General features: G+C 71.9%; 11 protein-coding genes and 1 pseudogene. 4 read left to right on the top strand and 8 right to left on the bottom strand.

Annotation, left to right across the window (positions count from 1 at the left end; translation table 11 throughout):
- The first annotated feature begins 66 nt into the window (after nucleotides 1-66).
- Nucleotides 67-894 carry a VOC family protein gene (locus tag AADR41_RS05050; protein ID WP_342280152.1) on the top strand — a complete coding sequence of 276 codons (828 nt, stop codon included), beginning with the start codon at nucleotides 67-69 and terminating at the stop codon, nucleotides 892-894.
- A gap of 32 nt (nucleotides 895-926) precedes the next feature.
- Here AADR41_RS05050 and AADR41_RS05045 read toward each other — a convergent pair whose 3' ends face one another.
- Entirely contained in the window at nucleotides 927-1,448 is a 522-nt protein-coding gene (locus AADR41_RS05045; RefSeq protein ID WP_342280151.1) for a DUF6328 family protein, read from the bottom strand.
- Between the two features lie 214 nt (nucleotides 1,449-1,662).
- Between AADR41_RS05045 and AADR41_RS05040 the strand changes: the two genes are divergently transcribed.
- A complete protein-coding gene (locus AADR41_RS05040) occupies nucleotides 1,663-2,052 on the top strand; it encodes a VOC family protein (protein WP_342280150.1) in 390 nt (129 codons plus the stop codon).
- A gap of 76 nt (nucleotides 2,053-2,128) precedes the next feature.
- Here the strand turns inward: AADR41_RS05040 and AADR41_RS05035 are convergent.
- From AADR41_RS05035 to AADR41_RS05005, 7 genes and pseudogenes are all read right to left on the bottom strand, one after another.
- A pseudogene (locus AADR41_RS05035) lies at nucleotides 2,129-2,614 on the bottom strand (GNAT family N-acetyltransferase); the annotation flags it as partial.
- A 79-nt stretch (nucleotides 2,615-2,693) separates the two neighbouring features.
- Nucleotides 2,694-3,098, bottom strand: coding sequence for a DnaJ family domain-containing protein (locus AADR41_RS05030; protein ID WP_342280149.1), 405 nt, complete (start codon nucleotides 3,096-3,098; stop codon nucleotides 2,694-2,696).
- Between the two features lie 134 nt (nucleotides 3,099-3,232).
- Complete coding sequence (locus AADR41_RS05025; RefSeq protein WP_342280148.1) at nucleotides 3,233-4,174, bottom strand: hypothetical protein; 942 nt, start codon at nucleotides 4,172-4,174, stop codon at nucleotides 3,233-3,235.
- 217 nt (nucleotides 4,175-4,391) lie between these two features.
- Nucleotides 4,392-5,189 (bottom strand): tyrosine-protein phosphatase, encoded by a 798-nt coding sequence (locus tag AADR41_RS05020; protein ID WP_342280147.1) that lies wholly within the window; start codon nucleotides 5,187-5,189, stop codon nucleotides 4,392-4,394.
- A 301-nt stretch (nucleotides 5,190-5,490) separates the two neighbouring features.
- Entirely contained in the window at nucleotides 5,491-7,431 is a 1,941-nt protein-coding gene (locus AADR41_RS05015; protein WP_342280146.1) for an ABC transporter permease, read from the bottom strand.
- A 113-nt stretch (nucleotides 7,432-7,544) separates the two neighbouring features.
- On the bottom strand, nucleotides 7,545-8,339 hold the full coding sequence (gene modA / locus AADR41_RS05010) for a molybdate ABC transporter substrate-binding protein (protein WP_342280145.1): 795 nt from the start codon (nucleotides 8,337-8,339) through the stop codon (nucleotides 7,545-7,547).
- A 48-nt stretch (nucleotides 8,340-8,387) separates the two neighbouring features.
- On the bottom strand, nucleotides 8,388-8,783 hold the full coding sequence (locus tag AADR41_RS05005; RefSeq protein ID WP_266918360.1) for a TOBE domain-containing protein: 396 nt from the start codon (nucleotides 8,781-8,783) through the stop codon (nucleotides 8,388-8,390).
- A gap of 218 nt (nucleotides 8,784-9,001) precedes the next feature.
- On the opposite strand from AADR41_RS05005, the gene mutA reads away from it, so the two are divergent.
- Nucleotides 9,002-10,864: a methylmalonyl-CoA mutase small subunit gene (mutA, locus tag AADR41_RS05000; RefSeq protein WP_342280144.1), complete on the top strand. Its 1,863-nt coding sequence runs from the start codon at nucleotides 9,002-9,004 to the stop codon at nucleotides 10,862-10,864.
- Nucleotides 10,864-13,065, top strand: a complete 2,202-nt coding sequence (scpA, locus tag AADR41_RS04995) for a methylmalonyl-CoA mutase (protein ID WP_342280142.1) — start codon at nucleotides 10,864-10,866, stop codon at nucleotides 13,063-13,065. The genes mutA and scpA overlap by 1 nt, the downstream gene beginning before the upstream one ends.
- The last annotated feature ends 8 nt before the right edge of the window (nucleotides 13,066-13,073 follow it).

The following is a 13,073-nucleotide window of genomic DNA, read 5'->3' as shown; positions in this document are numbered from 1 at the left end:
AGGCTGGTGTGGGCCCGGCGGCCACGGGCGTACCCGCACCTCAGAACCAATGAAGGCAGTAGGACCATGACCGGAAGCCACCCGGGGAAGGCGCCGACACCAGCGCCGCTGACCGGAGCCGCCGCGCCCTGCTGGGTCAATCTCATGACCCGCGACCTGCGGGCGGCGCAGGAGTTCTACGGTGCCGTGCTGGGGTGGACGTTCCGTCCGGGCAGGCTGGGGCAGGAGTTCTCGGTCGCGCGCCGGCACGACGTACCGGTCGCCGGCATCGGCGCGGTGGCGACCGCCTACCGGGTGGCCGTGGTGTGGACGCCCTACTTCGCCGTCACCGACGCCGATGCGGCCGCCTCACGCATCCGTGAGCGCAGCGGCACCGTCGCAGTGGGCCCGATGGCACTCGGCAAGGGGCGCGGGGCGCTCGCGGCGGACCGGGACGGTGCGGTGTTCGGGATCTGGCAGCGGACCGAGCCCGCGACCTCGCCGCCCGCGCCGGACGACCATTCGCACGCCTGGCTGCGGCTGCACACCAGGAACGCCTTCGACGCCGCGATCTTCTACGGCCAGGTGCTCGGCTGGGAGAGCGGGCGCCCGGGGTGCTGCGAGGTGTCGTACGAGAAGGACGAGGTCATCGTCGAGTGCGACGGGCGCCGGCTGGTCCGGATCAGTTCCGGCGCGGTGGAGGCGGCGCCCGATCCACTGGTCCGCCCGCACTGGCAGGTGTATTTCCCGGTCGGCGACGTGGCGGCCACCGTCGCGGCCGCGCGGGAGCACGGCGGGAGCCTGGTCGAGCAGCGGTCGCAGGCTCAGGGCACGGCGGCGACGCTGCTGGACCCGGACGGCGGCCTCTTCACGGTCACGGACGTCCGGGGCCTCACCGGGGACGGTCCCGGCTGACCGCACCGTCCGCCCGCCCCGGCGGCGCCCGGTCATCTGTCACGCGTGGACGAGGAGCGGGCCAGCGCCCAGGCCGGGAAGACGAACCAGCAGATCAGGAACCACAGCGCCATTGCGCCGACCAGCCACAGCGCGACGGAGCTGTGCAGGGCCACCCGCAGGATGAGCAGCAGGGCGGAGCACATGGTGCAGAAGAGCAGGACGAGCCCCACCACCGTCATCCGTGACGCCCAGGTGACCGTCTGCGGTTTGAGCCGCCGCCCGGTGAGCAGCCGGTGGTACGAGACGGGGCCGATCAGGGCGGCGGCGGTGGCCGATCCCAGCACCACGGTGACCACGTAGATGGTGCGGTCGGCGTCCGAGAGCTCGGCGAAGCGGGGCTGGAAGACGACGGCGAGCAGGAAGCCGAAGAGGATCTGGACTCCGGTCTGGGCGACCCGCAGTTCCTGGAGCAGATCGGTCCACCGCCGGTCCGCCCGTTCCTCGGGCGTCTCGTCGCGGCCGTCGTCACGGCCCGGGCGGCCGCGGTCGGGGCGATGCGCTGTCGAGGTCACCGGGAGCCTCCGTCCGAATACCCGGAGTACTTCGCGTCCCCCTCCTCCCCCACCGTAACCGGTCACCGGGGAAGCGGAGACGGCCGGATCGTCCGCCCAGCCCTCGACGATCACTTCGACCTCACCTAGGATTCCCAGTACGGCATCGCGCGTCGGTCACCGGCCGGGTGAGGCGTGGAGGTGCCCGTGAGATGCCTGTTGGAGGCATTCCACAGTGTCAGTCGAGTTGAATCACACCATCATCCACTCCCGGGACAACCGGGAGTCCGCGGAGTTCCTGGCGGACATACTGGGGCTCGAAGTCGGCGAGGAATGGGGCCCGTTCATCCCGGTCTCCACCGCGAACGGAGTCACTCTGGACTTCGCGACCATTCCCGAAGCCTCGATCACCATGCAGCACTACGCCTTCCTCATCTCGGAAGGCGAGTTCGACACCGCGTACGCCCGCATCAAGGAACTCGGGGTCGCGTACTACGCGGATCCGCACCAGAAGCAGCCGGGCGAGATCAACCACAACGACGGCGGCCGGGGTCTGTACTTCACCGATCCCGCCGGTCACGGCATGGAGATCATCACGCGCCCGTACGGGGGCTTCGCCTCGTAACACCAGGCTCCGGCAAGGGGGTTCGACCGGCATCCGGGAACGGGTGCCGGCCGGGCCCCCTTCTGTCCGCCCGGTCGATCGGCAGCAGCATCTCGGGCCGGTCCCACATCACCGCGGGCGGGTCGGCGGCCATGGTGCCGGTCCGGCGGGCGCCCACGCTCCGGTAGAAGCCCTCGGCGGGCGGGTGCGAGACGATGCGGACTCCGGTGAGTCCGGCGTGCTCGGCCTCGCCGCGCAGGTGCCCGACGAGGAGCCGTCCGATGCCGAGTCCCTGCGCGGCATCGGCGACGAACATGAGGTCGAGTTCCGGCGGCGCGAGAACGAGCGAGTAGAAGCCGAGCAGCCTGTCGGTGTCGGGCTCCACGGCCGCGAAGACCCTGTGGGTCTCGATGTAGTCCGGGCCGACCCGGTATCCGTCGACCATGGCGGCGTAGTGCCCCTCGTAGGCGCGGGACGCCCTGACCAGCCGGGTGAGCCGCTTCGCGTCCCGGGCGATGGCACGCCTGATGCGTACGGACTCCGGCGGCGTCCCGCCTCCCCGGCGCGTCATGCTCGATCTCATGAAGGGAGTATTACGCATTCGGATGCCCGGCCGGACGCCCGGCACCCGCCCGTGAGCCACCGACCGGCCTCGTCGGGCACTACGACGGATCGCGCGCCGTGCGCCATTGATCGACCATGGCGTCGATGTCGAACGGCTTGAGGTTCAGCGGCGGGCCCGGTGGCGGCCGCCTGACGGCCGCCGCGATCTTCTCGTTCACCTCGGACAGCATGCGCCGCACCTCGGCCTCCGTCCGCGCCCCGGACACCGATGCGGCCACGTCCTCCGCCTGCTTGCGCAGGGCCAGGGCCGGCGGGAGCACCGAGACCCCCTCGCGCTGAAGCTTCTGCTTGATCCACCAGTTCTCGTCGTAGGGAGCCCCGATGCCGTCGAGCGGCTTCCCGAATCCCGGCAATTGCGAGATGTCGCCACGCTGCTCGGACTCCCGGATCTGCTTGTCGACCCATGATTCGAAGCTGACGCCCGCAGGCTTGCGCTCGGTCAACGTACGCCCCTCTCGGAGGATTCGTAATCCGGTCCCTTCACCATACCCAGGGGCCGAGCGGCACCGGCCCCGGCCTCCGCGCCCTGCGGCACAACACCCTTCGGCGCAGTACCACTTCGGGCCCGGGGCACGTCTCAGTGCGCGTGCCCGGCGGGCGTCCCGGCCCCGCCGTCCCGGTGCTCGCCGTCGGTGCTCCCCGGCTCCGCCACCCGGACGGTGAACGCCGCGGTGCGTACCTTGCCCTCGTGCTTGAAGTCGAGGAAGAGCCGGTACGTTCCGGCACTGGGCGCCGTCGCGGTGAAGGACACCTCCGGCCCGGGGCCGCCCTCGTTCGGGTGGACGTGCAGATAGGCGAGGTCGCCCGAGCGCAGGGCGACCAGGTGCCCGTACGCACCGAGGTAGGGCTGGAGATCGGTGACGGGACGGCCGTTCCTGCTGATGGACAGTTCGAGTTCGCCGCTCCGGCCGGCCCGGAGTTCACCGCCGAGCGCGACTCGGTAGCCGTCGACCTCGGCGGTGGTGCCCGGGGCCGGGAGAGCTGCGGGGCGGTAGGCGCCGGAGACGGCCAGATCCGCACCGAGGGTGAGGTTGCCGGCACCCGCGGCCGCCGGGGTGAAGTCGGCGAAGACCCGGTAGCCACCGGCCTCGGGCAGGTCGACGGGGGTCGACCAGGTGCCGTCGGCCGCACGGACGGGGTGCAGGTGGCGGTACTGCGTGAGGTCGGTGGAGGCGAGGATGAAATGCAGCTCCTTGCCGTGCTCACGCTGATAGGCGGTGACCTTGCGCCCGCTGTCGTCCTTGACGGCGAACCGGATCTCGGTCCGGGCCCCGGCCCGGACCGTCGGTGTCGCCAGGTCCAGGGTGTAGCCGCCCTCGGAGATCTGAAGTCCGCCGGGCGCGTGGTCCGCAGCCGGCTTCGCCCCGGCCTCCTCTCCCCCGCCGTGGCCGCCGTGCTGTTGTGCGGGGCGGTCCTCGGCGGCCACCAGCGGGCCGACACCCCTGCCCACTCCGTAGGCGGTTCCGAAGGTCGCGGCGAGCGCGGCGGCGAAGGCGGTGATCCTCAGTGCGTTGTTCATGACGGTTCCCTCCATCGGGTCGACCGGGAGGCAGCGCTTCCCGACGCCTCACAACATACCCCCTGGGGGTATCAAGTCAAGCCGGGAGCACACCATCGCCCCGCGAGCGGGCAGGAGGTTCGGCGATGAGCAGGAGGGCGGCGGGCGGACGGGAGGGTGACGGACGGGAAGGAGGACGGGCAGCGGGAGCGGGGCCGGCCGGATCACCGCCCGCCGCTCAGGCCGGCACCACCAGCCCGGCGCGCAGCCGCTCCACCGCCGCCTCGGGGATGCGCAGACCGTCGCGCACATACCCGTCGAGCCCGCCCCAGCGTTCGTCCATGGCGTCCAGCGCCGTATCGAGGTAGCGGGGGCGCACCTCGGTGATCGCGGAGGCGATCTCTGGGTCACCTCCCGCGTCGAGGAAGTCCTGCACGTACGGCGCGAAGGCGACCCGCACCACCGGATTCACCGCGAGGAACTCGGCGCGCACCACGTCGCGCGACGCGCCGAGCATCATCAGGAGCAGGGCAGCGGCCCAGCCGGTCCGGTCCTTGCCCGCCGTGCAGTGGAAGAGCACCGGGCGGGCACGGTCGTCGGCTACGGTCTCGACGAAGGCCCGGTAGGCGGCGGACGCGCCCGGCGAGAGCACCATCTGCCGGTAGGTGTCCGCGAACAGCCCTGCCGCCTTTCCGCCGCCGAGCATCCGGTCCGCGGCGACGGGGTCGGCGAGCAGGGCGCGCAGCCGGGCGGGCGCCACACCCGGGTTGTCCCCCAGCACATCGGCGACGAACAGCCGCGCGCCCTGCGGCAGCCGGTCCGGGGCCGCGGCCCGCTCGTCGGCGGTCCGCAGATCGACGACGGTACGGATGCCGAGCGTGGACATCCGGGAGTCCTGCGCCGCGTCGAGCCCGCTGAGCTGCCCGGACCGCAGCACGGCACCGGCACGAACCCGGCGGTCCGGACCCAGGGCGATGCCGCCCAGATCGCGCAGATTGAGGACGGTGGATGCCTGGACGGCTCTGGCGGTCTGCACGATGAACTTCCCCTTTTTCGCCCGATGCGTATCCGAATTCACTCGGCTTTGCCGGATCAAACGTCGCACGCAGCCGGGAGATCGACAAAGTAAAACGCCGATGAACGCCGTTTGGGGGCACGTGCAGAGATAACGGAAATGTGAAATCGCAACCGCTCTCACCCCAGGTCAGGGGCGCACCACACCAATAGCGGCATGTTCCTTGAATACCCGCTCCTGAATTCCGGGACCGGAGTTTCGTTTCCCGCCGGAGAACGGAGCGGGGCGGCACGGCCTTCGCCGGGGGACGGAATCCGCGCGTTCAGAGCACGACGACGGTGACCTCGGTCGCCTTGACACTCGTCCATACGGCGGCGCCCTCCACGAGGCCCAGCTCGGTCGCCGCCTCGGGGGTGATCTCGGCAACCAGGTCCGGCGCCTCGGCGGAGGCGATCACCACCCGGAGTCGGCTGCCGACGGCGGTGAGCTCGCGCACCGTTCCGGGCCAGATGTTGCGGGGGCTGCCGCCGGGCCTGTCGTGGTGCACGGAGACCGCTTCGGGCGCGATGATCGCCAGGGCCGCCGTCCCCTCGGCGAGCGTGTCCGCGACGACCAGCCGGCCGCCGCCCGCGAGGGCCAGCGTGCCGTCGGGCGCGGCGGTGCCGGGCCAGGCGTTGCGGCCGAGCATCCGGGCGACCCACGGCGAGCGGGGATGCCGGGTGACCTCGGCCGGCGGTGCGTCCTGGAGGGTGCGGCCCTCGTCGAGCACCAGCACCCGGTCGGCCAGTGAGACCGCTTCGACGGGGTCGTGGGTGACGATCAGACAGACGCCGCCGAACCCGGCGAGGTGGGTGCGCAGGGTGTGCCGGACATGGGCGCGGGTGGTCTGGTCGAGGGCGGCGAGCGGCTCGTCGAGCAGCAGCAGCCAGGGGCGGGCGGCGAGCGCCCTGGCCAGTGCCACGCGCTGGGCCTGGCCGCCGGAGAGCTGGGCGGGCCTGCGGTGGGCGAGGTGTCCGACGCCCAGCCGGTCGAGCCACTGCTGTGCCTCTCGCCGGGCCTCGGCGCGGGGGACGCCGTGGGCGCGGAGCCCGTACGCCGTGTTCGTCAGCGCGCTCAGGTGCGGGAAGAGCGCGCCGTCCTGCGGCACCCAGGCGACCTGACGCCGGTGCGGGGGCAGTTCGGTGACGTCGGTGTCGCCGAGGCGCAGCCGGGCCCGGGCGCGCGAGGTCAGGCCGAGGAGCGCCCGCAGCAGGGTCGTCTTGCCCGCGCCGTTGGGGCCGACGACGGCGATCGTGGTGCCGGGCGCCGCTTCGAGGGTCAGCCGGTCGAAGCCGGTGACCTCGGCGTGCAGCGCGCGTCGTTCCTGCGGGGCGGGGGGCGTCTCCCGGTCCGTACGCAATGCCGTGTCCGCAACGGCCGTGTCGTCCGCCGGGGGCTGCGCGCCGCGTGCGCGGTCGCGCGGTGTTCCGGTCCAGCGACCGCGCAGTGTGATCAGTACGGCCATGGCGATGGCGAGCAGCAGCAGTGATACGGAGGTGGCGGCCTCCGGGGAGTCCTGGAGGAGCAGGTAGACCTGGAGCGGAAGCGTCTGGGTGGTGCCCGGCAGATTGCCGGCGAAGGTGATGGTGGCGCCGAATTCGCCGAGCGCGCGCGCCCAGGTGAGGGCGGCCCCGGCGGCGAGCCCGGGGGCGACCATCGGGAGGGTGACGGTGAAGAAGACCCGGACCGGTGAGGCTCCGAGGGAGGCCGCCGTCTCCTCGTACGCGGGGCGCAGTCCGGCCAGTGCGCCTTCGAGGCTGATCACGAGGAACGGCATCGCGACGAAGGTCGCCGCGACCACCGCCCCCGAGGTGTGGAAGGGCAGCGTGATCCCGAAGGTGTTCTCCAGCCAGGGGCCGAGCAGCCCCCGGCGGCCGAAGCCGAGGAGGAGCGCCACCCCTCCGACGGTGGGCGGCAGCACCATCGGGAGCAGGACCAGTGAGCGTACGAACGCCTTGCCGGGAAAGTCCGTCCGGGCCAGCAGCCAGGCCAGCGGCACTCCGAGCAGCAGGGAGAGGCCCAGCGCCCAGAAGGAGACCAGCAGGGAGAGCCTGAGCGCCTGGGTGACTCCCGGGCTGGTCAGATGGGTGCCGAGGTCGGCCCAGGACGTACGGGCCAGAATGCCGATCAGCGGGATCAGCAGGAACGCGACGGCGAGCAGCGCGGGGATCGCCAGGGCGACGGGTGTGCGCACGCCGGGCACCCGGCTGCGGAGGGCTCTCATCGGAGGTTCCCGGAATCGGTCGGTTCGGGCAGGCTCGCTCGCGTTCCCCGGCCGGAGGTCCGGCGAGGCAGGAGGTCCTGTCCGGCCGGACAGGACCTCCCGGGACGGAGCGACTAGGGCTGCTGGAAGCCCGCCGACTGCAGGATCTTCTGCGCCTGCGGCGTACTCAGCCATTTCACGAACGCCGTGGCGGCCCCGGTGTTCTTGGACTGCCGCAGGGTGGCGGCCGGGTAGGAGGCCACGGCGTTCTGCGCGTCCGGGATGTCGACGGCGTCGACCTTGTCGGTGGCCGTCGCGGCGTCGGTCCGGTAGACGATGCCCGCGTCGGCCTCGCCCAGTTCGACCTTGCTGAGGACCGCGCGCACGTTGGGCTCCTGGGAGACCGGCTTGACGGTGAGCTTCTGGGCGTCGAGGACCTGCTTGCTGTAGCGGCCGACCGGCACCTCGGGCGCGGCCAGGACGACCTTGAGCTCGGGGTCGGTCAGATCCTTCAGGCCCTGGATCTTCTCCGGGTTGCCCTCGCGGGTGGCGATGACGAGGCGGTTCTTGGCGATGACGACGGGCGTCGCCGTGTCGGACTTCAGCCCGTCCATCGTCTTGGTGTCGGCGGTGACGAGGGCGTCGGCGGGCGCGCCCTGCTTCACCTGGGCCGCGAGTTCCTGGGAGCCGGCGAAGGAGAACGTCACCTTCGTGCCCGGGTGCTCCTTCTCGTACGCGGCGCCCGCGGTCTTGAACACATCGGTGAGCGAGGCGGCGGCCAGCACGGTCAGCCGGGTGCCGGACGGCGCCGACTTCCCGCCGGACTCCTTCTTGCCGTCGTCGCTGCCGCCGCACGCGGCGAGCGGGAACAGCAGTGCGGCGGTGATGACCGCGGCGGCGGCGCGCCGCCCGGTGAGGGTGGTCGACATATGGTCCGGTGACTCCTTGAAGTTGATGCGTGCCCTGGTGACGTGCCGTCAGACGCGGTCGATGTGCACGCTGGTGGACTTCACGCGAGCGGTGGCCTGCATGCCGACCTCCAGCCCCAGTTCCTCGACGGCCTCCCGGGTGAGCAGTGACACCAGCCGGTGCGGGCCCGCCTGGATCTCGACCTGGGCCGCGACGTCGCCGAGCTTCACCGCGGTGACGATGCCCGGGAAGGCGTTGCGGGCCGAGGTGTACGAGGCGTCCTCCTCGCCGCCCCCGCCCTGGCCGACCTCGATGGAGAAGGCGGCCAGGTCACGGCCGTCGATGAGCCTGCGGCCGCTCTCGTCGCGGTGGGTGGCGACCCTCCCGGCGTCCGCCCAGCGGCGGGCCGTGTCGGGGCTGACCCCCAGCAGACGCGCCGCCTGGCCGATTGTGTAGGACTGCATGTGCGACAAGATATTCGAATCGTCCTCGCAGCTGCAATCCATCTGGGTGATCTGTGGAGCAAATGCCAGGGGCGTTGGAGGAATCACCAAGCACCGGGGCCGGGTGGCGGCGAGGGCCGGCTACGCGACGGTGGGTGAAGGATCAAGTGCGCTCGGAGAGGGCAAGGTCACAAGCGGAACCCATGCTCGGCTCAAGCGCCCTGACCTAGCATCTGGGCATGACGGTCCTGCCAGCCGACGGGCTTTCGTTGGCCGCCGAGTTCCCCGCCCCCGCCCATGAGCACTGGCAACACCTCGTCGAAGGTGTGCTGCGCAAGTCGGGCAAGGAGGCTGCGGGTCCGGCCGCCGAGGAAGCACTGTCCACCACGGTCGAGGACGGGCTCATCACCCGCCCTCTCTACACCTCGCGCGACAGCGCGCCCGATGCCGGATACCCGGGCTTCGCCCCCTTCACCCGCGGCAGCAAGGCCGAGGGCAACGTGGCGGGCGGCTGGGACGTACGGCAGCGGCACAGCCTCACCGATCCCGCGCGCCTCAACGAGTCGCTGCTCGCCGATCTGGAGAACGGTGTCACCTCGCTGTGGCTGACCGTGGGCGGTGCCACGGGTGTTCCGGTGTCCGCGCTGGCGGGGGCCCTGGACGGCGTCTACCTCGATCTGGCTCCCGTGGTGCTCGACGCGGGCGGGGAGACCGATGCCGCGGCCACGGAGCTGCTGCGGATCTGCGCCGAGCGGGGCATCGACCCGCGGAGCCTGCGCGGCAACCTCGGTGCGGACCCGTTCGGGCAGGCCGCCCGCAGCGGCACCGGGCCCGATCTGTCGGCCGCCGTCCCCTGGGCCCGGCGGTGTGCCCGCGAGTTCCCCGGACTGCGGGCGCTGGCCGTCGACGCCCTGCCGTACCACGAGGCGGGCGGTTCGGCCGCCGAGGAGCTGGGCGCCTCGCTGGCGACCGGTGTCGCCCTGCTGCGGGAGCTGACCGGGGCCGGGCTGTCCGTCGAAGAAGCCTGCGGGCAGCTGGAGTTCCGGTACGCGGCGACCGCCGACCAGTTCCTGACCATCGCCAAGCTGCGGGCCGCGCGCCGGCTGTGGTCCCGGGTGGCGGAGGTGTGCGGGGCCGCCGGAGCCGGGGCGCAGCGCCAGCACGCGGTGACGTCCTCGGTGATGATGACGCGGCGCGATCCGTGGGTGAACATGCTGCGCACGACGCTGGCCTGCATGGGGGCGGGGGTCGGCGGCGCCGACTCCGTCACCGTGCTGCCGTTCGATCACGCGCTGGGCCTGCCGGACGCGTTCGCCCGGCGCATCGCCCGTAACACGTCGACGATCCTGCTGGAGGAGTCGCACCTGGCCCGGGTGATCGACCCGGCGGGCGGCTCCTGGTACGTGGAGCGGCTCACCACCGAACTCGCCGACGCCGCCTGGTCCTTCTTCCAGGAGATCGAGCGGTCGGGCGGTCAGGCCGCCGCGCTGGGCTCGGGCATGATCGGCGAGCGGCTCGCGGCCACCTGGGCGGCACGCAGCAAGGACCTGGCCCGTCGCAAGGAGCCGATCACCGGGGTGAGCGAGTTCCCGCAGCTGGCGGAGCGGCCGGTGGAGCGCGAGCCGGCCCCGTGCGGACCGGCCGCGGCACCGGGCGGTCTGCCCAGGGTCCGCCGTGACGAGGCGTTCGAGGCGCTGCGCGCCCGTTCGGACGCGCATCTCGCGGCGACCGGGCAGCGGCCCAGGGTCTTCCTCGCCGCGCTCGGCCCCGCCGCCGCGCACACCGCGCGGGCTTCGTTCGCCGCCAATCTCTTCCAGGCGGGCGGCATCGAACCGGTCCACGACCCGGTCTCCGTCGACGCCGCCACGGCCGCCGGCGCGCTCGGGGCGAGCGGCGCCACCGTGGCGTGCCTGTGTTCCAGCGACGCGCTCTACGCCGAGCAGGCCGAGGCGGTCGCCGGGGCGCTGCGTTCGGCGGGCGCCGAGCGGGTGTTCCTGGCCGGCCGGCCCGGCGAGTACGCCGGTGTCGACGAGTACGTTTTCGCGGGCTCCGATGTGGTGACCGTGCTCTCCTCCCTCCTCGACCGTATGGATGTGGCGTAATGCGTATCCCCGACTTCTCCGGCATCGAGCTCGGTCCGGGCGGCGCCGCCGAGGTCTCCGAGGAGCAGTGGCGCGCCTCGGTGAAGGAGTCCTCTGGCAGTTCCGACGGCGATCTGCTGTGGGAGACCCCGGAAGGCATCGCGGTCAAGCCGCTGTACACCGGGCACGACCTCGAAGGGCTCGACTTCCTCGGTACGTATCCGGGCATCGCCCCGTACCTGCGGGGCCCGTACCCGACGATGTACGTCAATCAGCCCTGGACGATCCGGCAGTACGCAGGGTTCTCCACCGCCGAGGAGTCCAACGCCTTCTACCGCCGCAACCTCGCCGCCGGTCAGAAGGGGCTCTCGGTCGCCTTCGACCTGCCGACCCACCGGGGTTACGACAGCGACCATCCGCGGGTGACCGGCGATGTCGGCATGGCGGGTGTGGCGATCGACTCGATCTACGACATGCGGCAGCTCTTCGACGGCATTCCGCTGGACCGGATGTCGGTGTCGATGACGATGAACGGCGCGGTGCTGCCCGTGCTCGCGCTGTACATCGTGGCCGCGGAGGAACAGGGCGTCGGGCCCGAGAAGCTGGCCGGGACCATTCAGAACGACATTCTGAAGGAGTTCATGGTCCGCAACACCTACATCTATCCGCCGAAGCCCTCGATGCGGATCATCTCCGACATCTTCGCGTACACCTCGCAGAAGATGCCGCGCTACAACTCGATCTCCATCTCCGGGTATCACATCCAGGAGGCGGGTGCGACGGCCGATCTGGAGCTGGCGTACACCCTCGCGGACGGGGTGGAGTATCTGCGGGCCGGCCGGGGCGCCGGTCTCGACGTGGACGCGTTCGCGCCCCGGCTGTCGTTCTTCTGGGCGATCGGCATGAACTTCTTCATGGAGGTCGCGAAGCTGCGGGCGGCCCGGCTGCTCTGGGCCAAGCTGGTCAAGGAGTTCGAGCCGAAGAACGCCAAGTCGCTCTCGCTGCGCACCCATTCGCAGACGTCCGGGTGGTCGCTGACCGCGCAGGACGTGTTCAACAACGTCACCCGGACCTGCGTGGAGGCGATGGCGGCCACCCAGGGGCACACCCAGTCGCTGCACACCAACGCGCTCGACGAGGCGCTCGCCCTGCCGACGGACTTCTCCGCCCGGATCGCCCGGAACACCCAGCTGCTGCTCCAGCAGGAGTCGGGTACCGGCCGGGTGATCGACCCGTGGGGCGGCAGCGCGTACGTGGAGAAGCTGACGTACGACCTGGCGCGCCGGGCCTGGCAGCACATCGAGGAGGTCGAGGCGGCGGGCGGCATGGCGCAGGCCATCGACGCGGGCATCCCCAAGCTCCGGGTGGAGGAGGCCGCGGCCCGTACCCAGGCGCGGATCGACTCCGGGCGTCAGCCGGTGATCGGGGTGAACAAGTACCGGGTGGAGAGCGACGAGCAGATCGATGTGCTGAAGGTCGACAACTCCTCGGTGCGCACCCGGCAGATCGAGAAGCTGCGCCGGCTGCGCGAGGAGCGTGACGAGGCCGCCTGCCGTGCGGCGCTGCGCGCTCTGACGGCCGCGGCCGAGCGCGACCCCGGTCCGGGGCTCGAAGGCAATCTGCTGGCGCTGGCCGTCGACGCGGCGCGTGCGATGGCGACCGTGGGCGAGATCTCGGACGCTCTGGAGAAGGTGTACGGGAGGCATGCGGGCCAGATCCGTACGATCTCCGGTGTGTACCGCAACGAGGCAGGTGAATCCCCTTCCGTGGACCGGACCCGGGCGCTGGTGGACAGGTTCGAGGAGGCCGAGGGGCGCCGTCCGCGCATCCTGGTCGCCAAGATGGGACAGGACGGCCACGACCGCGGCCAGAAGGTGATCTCGACCGCCTTCGCCGACCTGGGCTTCGACGTGGACGTCGGCCCGCTGTTCCAGACGCCGGCCGAGGTGGCACGGCAGGCGGTGGAGGCCGACGTGCACATCGTGGGCGTCTCCTCGCTGGCCGCCGGGCACCTCACGCTGGTGCCGGCGCTCCGCGAGGAGCTGGCCGCCGAGGGGCGCGAGGACATCATGGTCGTGGTGGGCGGGGTGATTCCGCCGCAGGACGTCGAGGCGCTGCACGAGGCGGGCGCGACGGCCGTGTTCCCGCCCGGCACGGTGATCCCCGATGCCGCGTACGACCTGGTGACGCGGCTCGGCGCCGCGCTCGGCCACGAGCTGTGAGCCGCTGA

The sequence above is a fragment of the Streptomyces sp. CLV115 genome (assembly GCF_038448545.1).
GTDB classification, from domain to species: Bacteria; Actinomycetota; Actinomycetes; order Streptomycetales; family Streptomycetaceae; genus Streptomyces; species Streptomyces sanglieri.
Note: the sequence above shows the minus strand (reverse complement) of the source record. Positions and strands in the feature narration are given on the sequence as shown.

Excerpts from the sequence above, each read along its gene's own strand:
- AADR41_RS05005 (WP_266918360.1), bottom strand. The coding sequence starts at position 8,783 with ATGCAGTCCTACACAATCGGCCAGGCGGCGCGTCTGCTGGGGGTCAGC.
- AADR41_RS05050 (WP_342280152.1), top strand. The coding sequence starts at position 67 with ATGACCGGAAGCCACCCGGGGAAGGCGCCGACACCAGCGCCGCTGACC.
- AADR41_RS05015 (WP_342280146.1), bottom strand. The coding sequence starts at position 7,431 with ATGAGAGCCCTCCGCAGCCGGGTGCCCGGCGTGCGCACACCCGTCGCC.
- modA (WP_342280145.1), bottom strand. The coding sequence starts at position 8,339 with ATGTCGACCACCCTCACCGGGCGGCGCGCCGCCGCCGCGGTCATCACC.
- mutA (WP_342280144.1), top strand. The coding sequence starts at position 9,002 with ATGACGGTCCTGCCAGCCGACGGGCTTTCGTTGGCCGCCGAGTTCCCC.
- scpA (WP_342280142.1), top strand. The coding sequence starts at position 10,864 with ATGCGTATCCCCGACTTCTCCGGCATCGAGCTCGGTCCGGGCGGCGCC.
- AADR41_RS05025 (WP_342280148.1), bottom strand. The coding sequence starts at position 4,174 with ATGAACAACGCACTGAGGATCACCGCCTTCGCCGCCGCGCTCGCCGCG.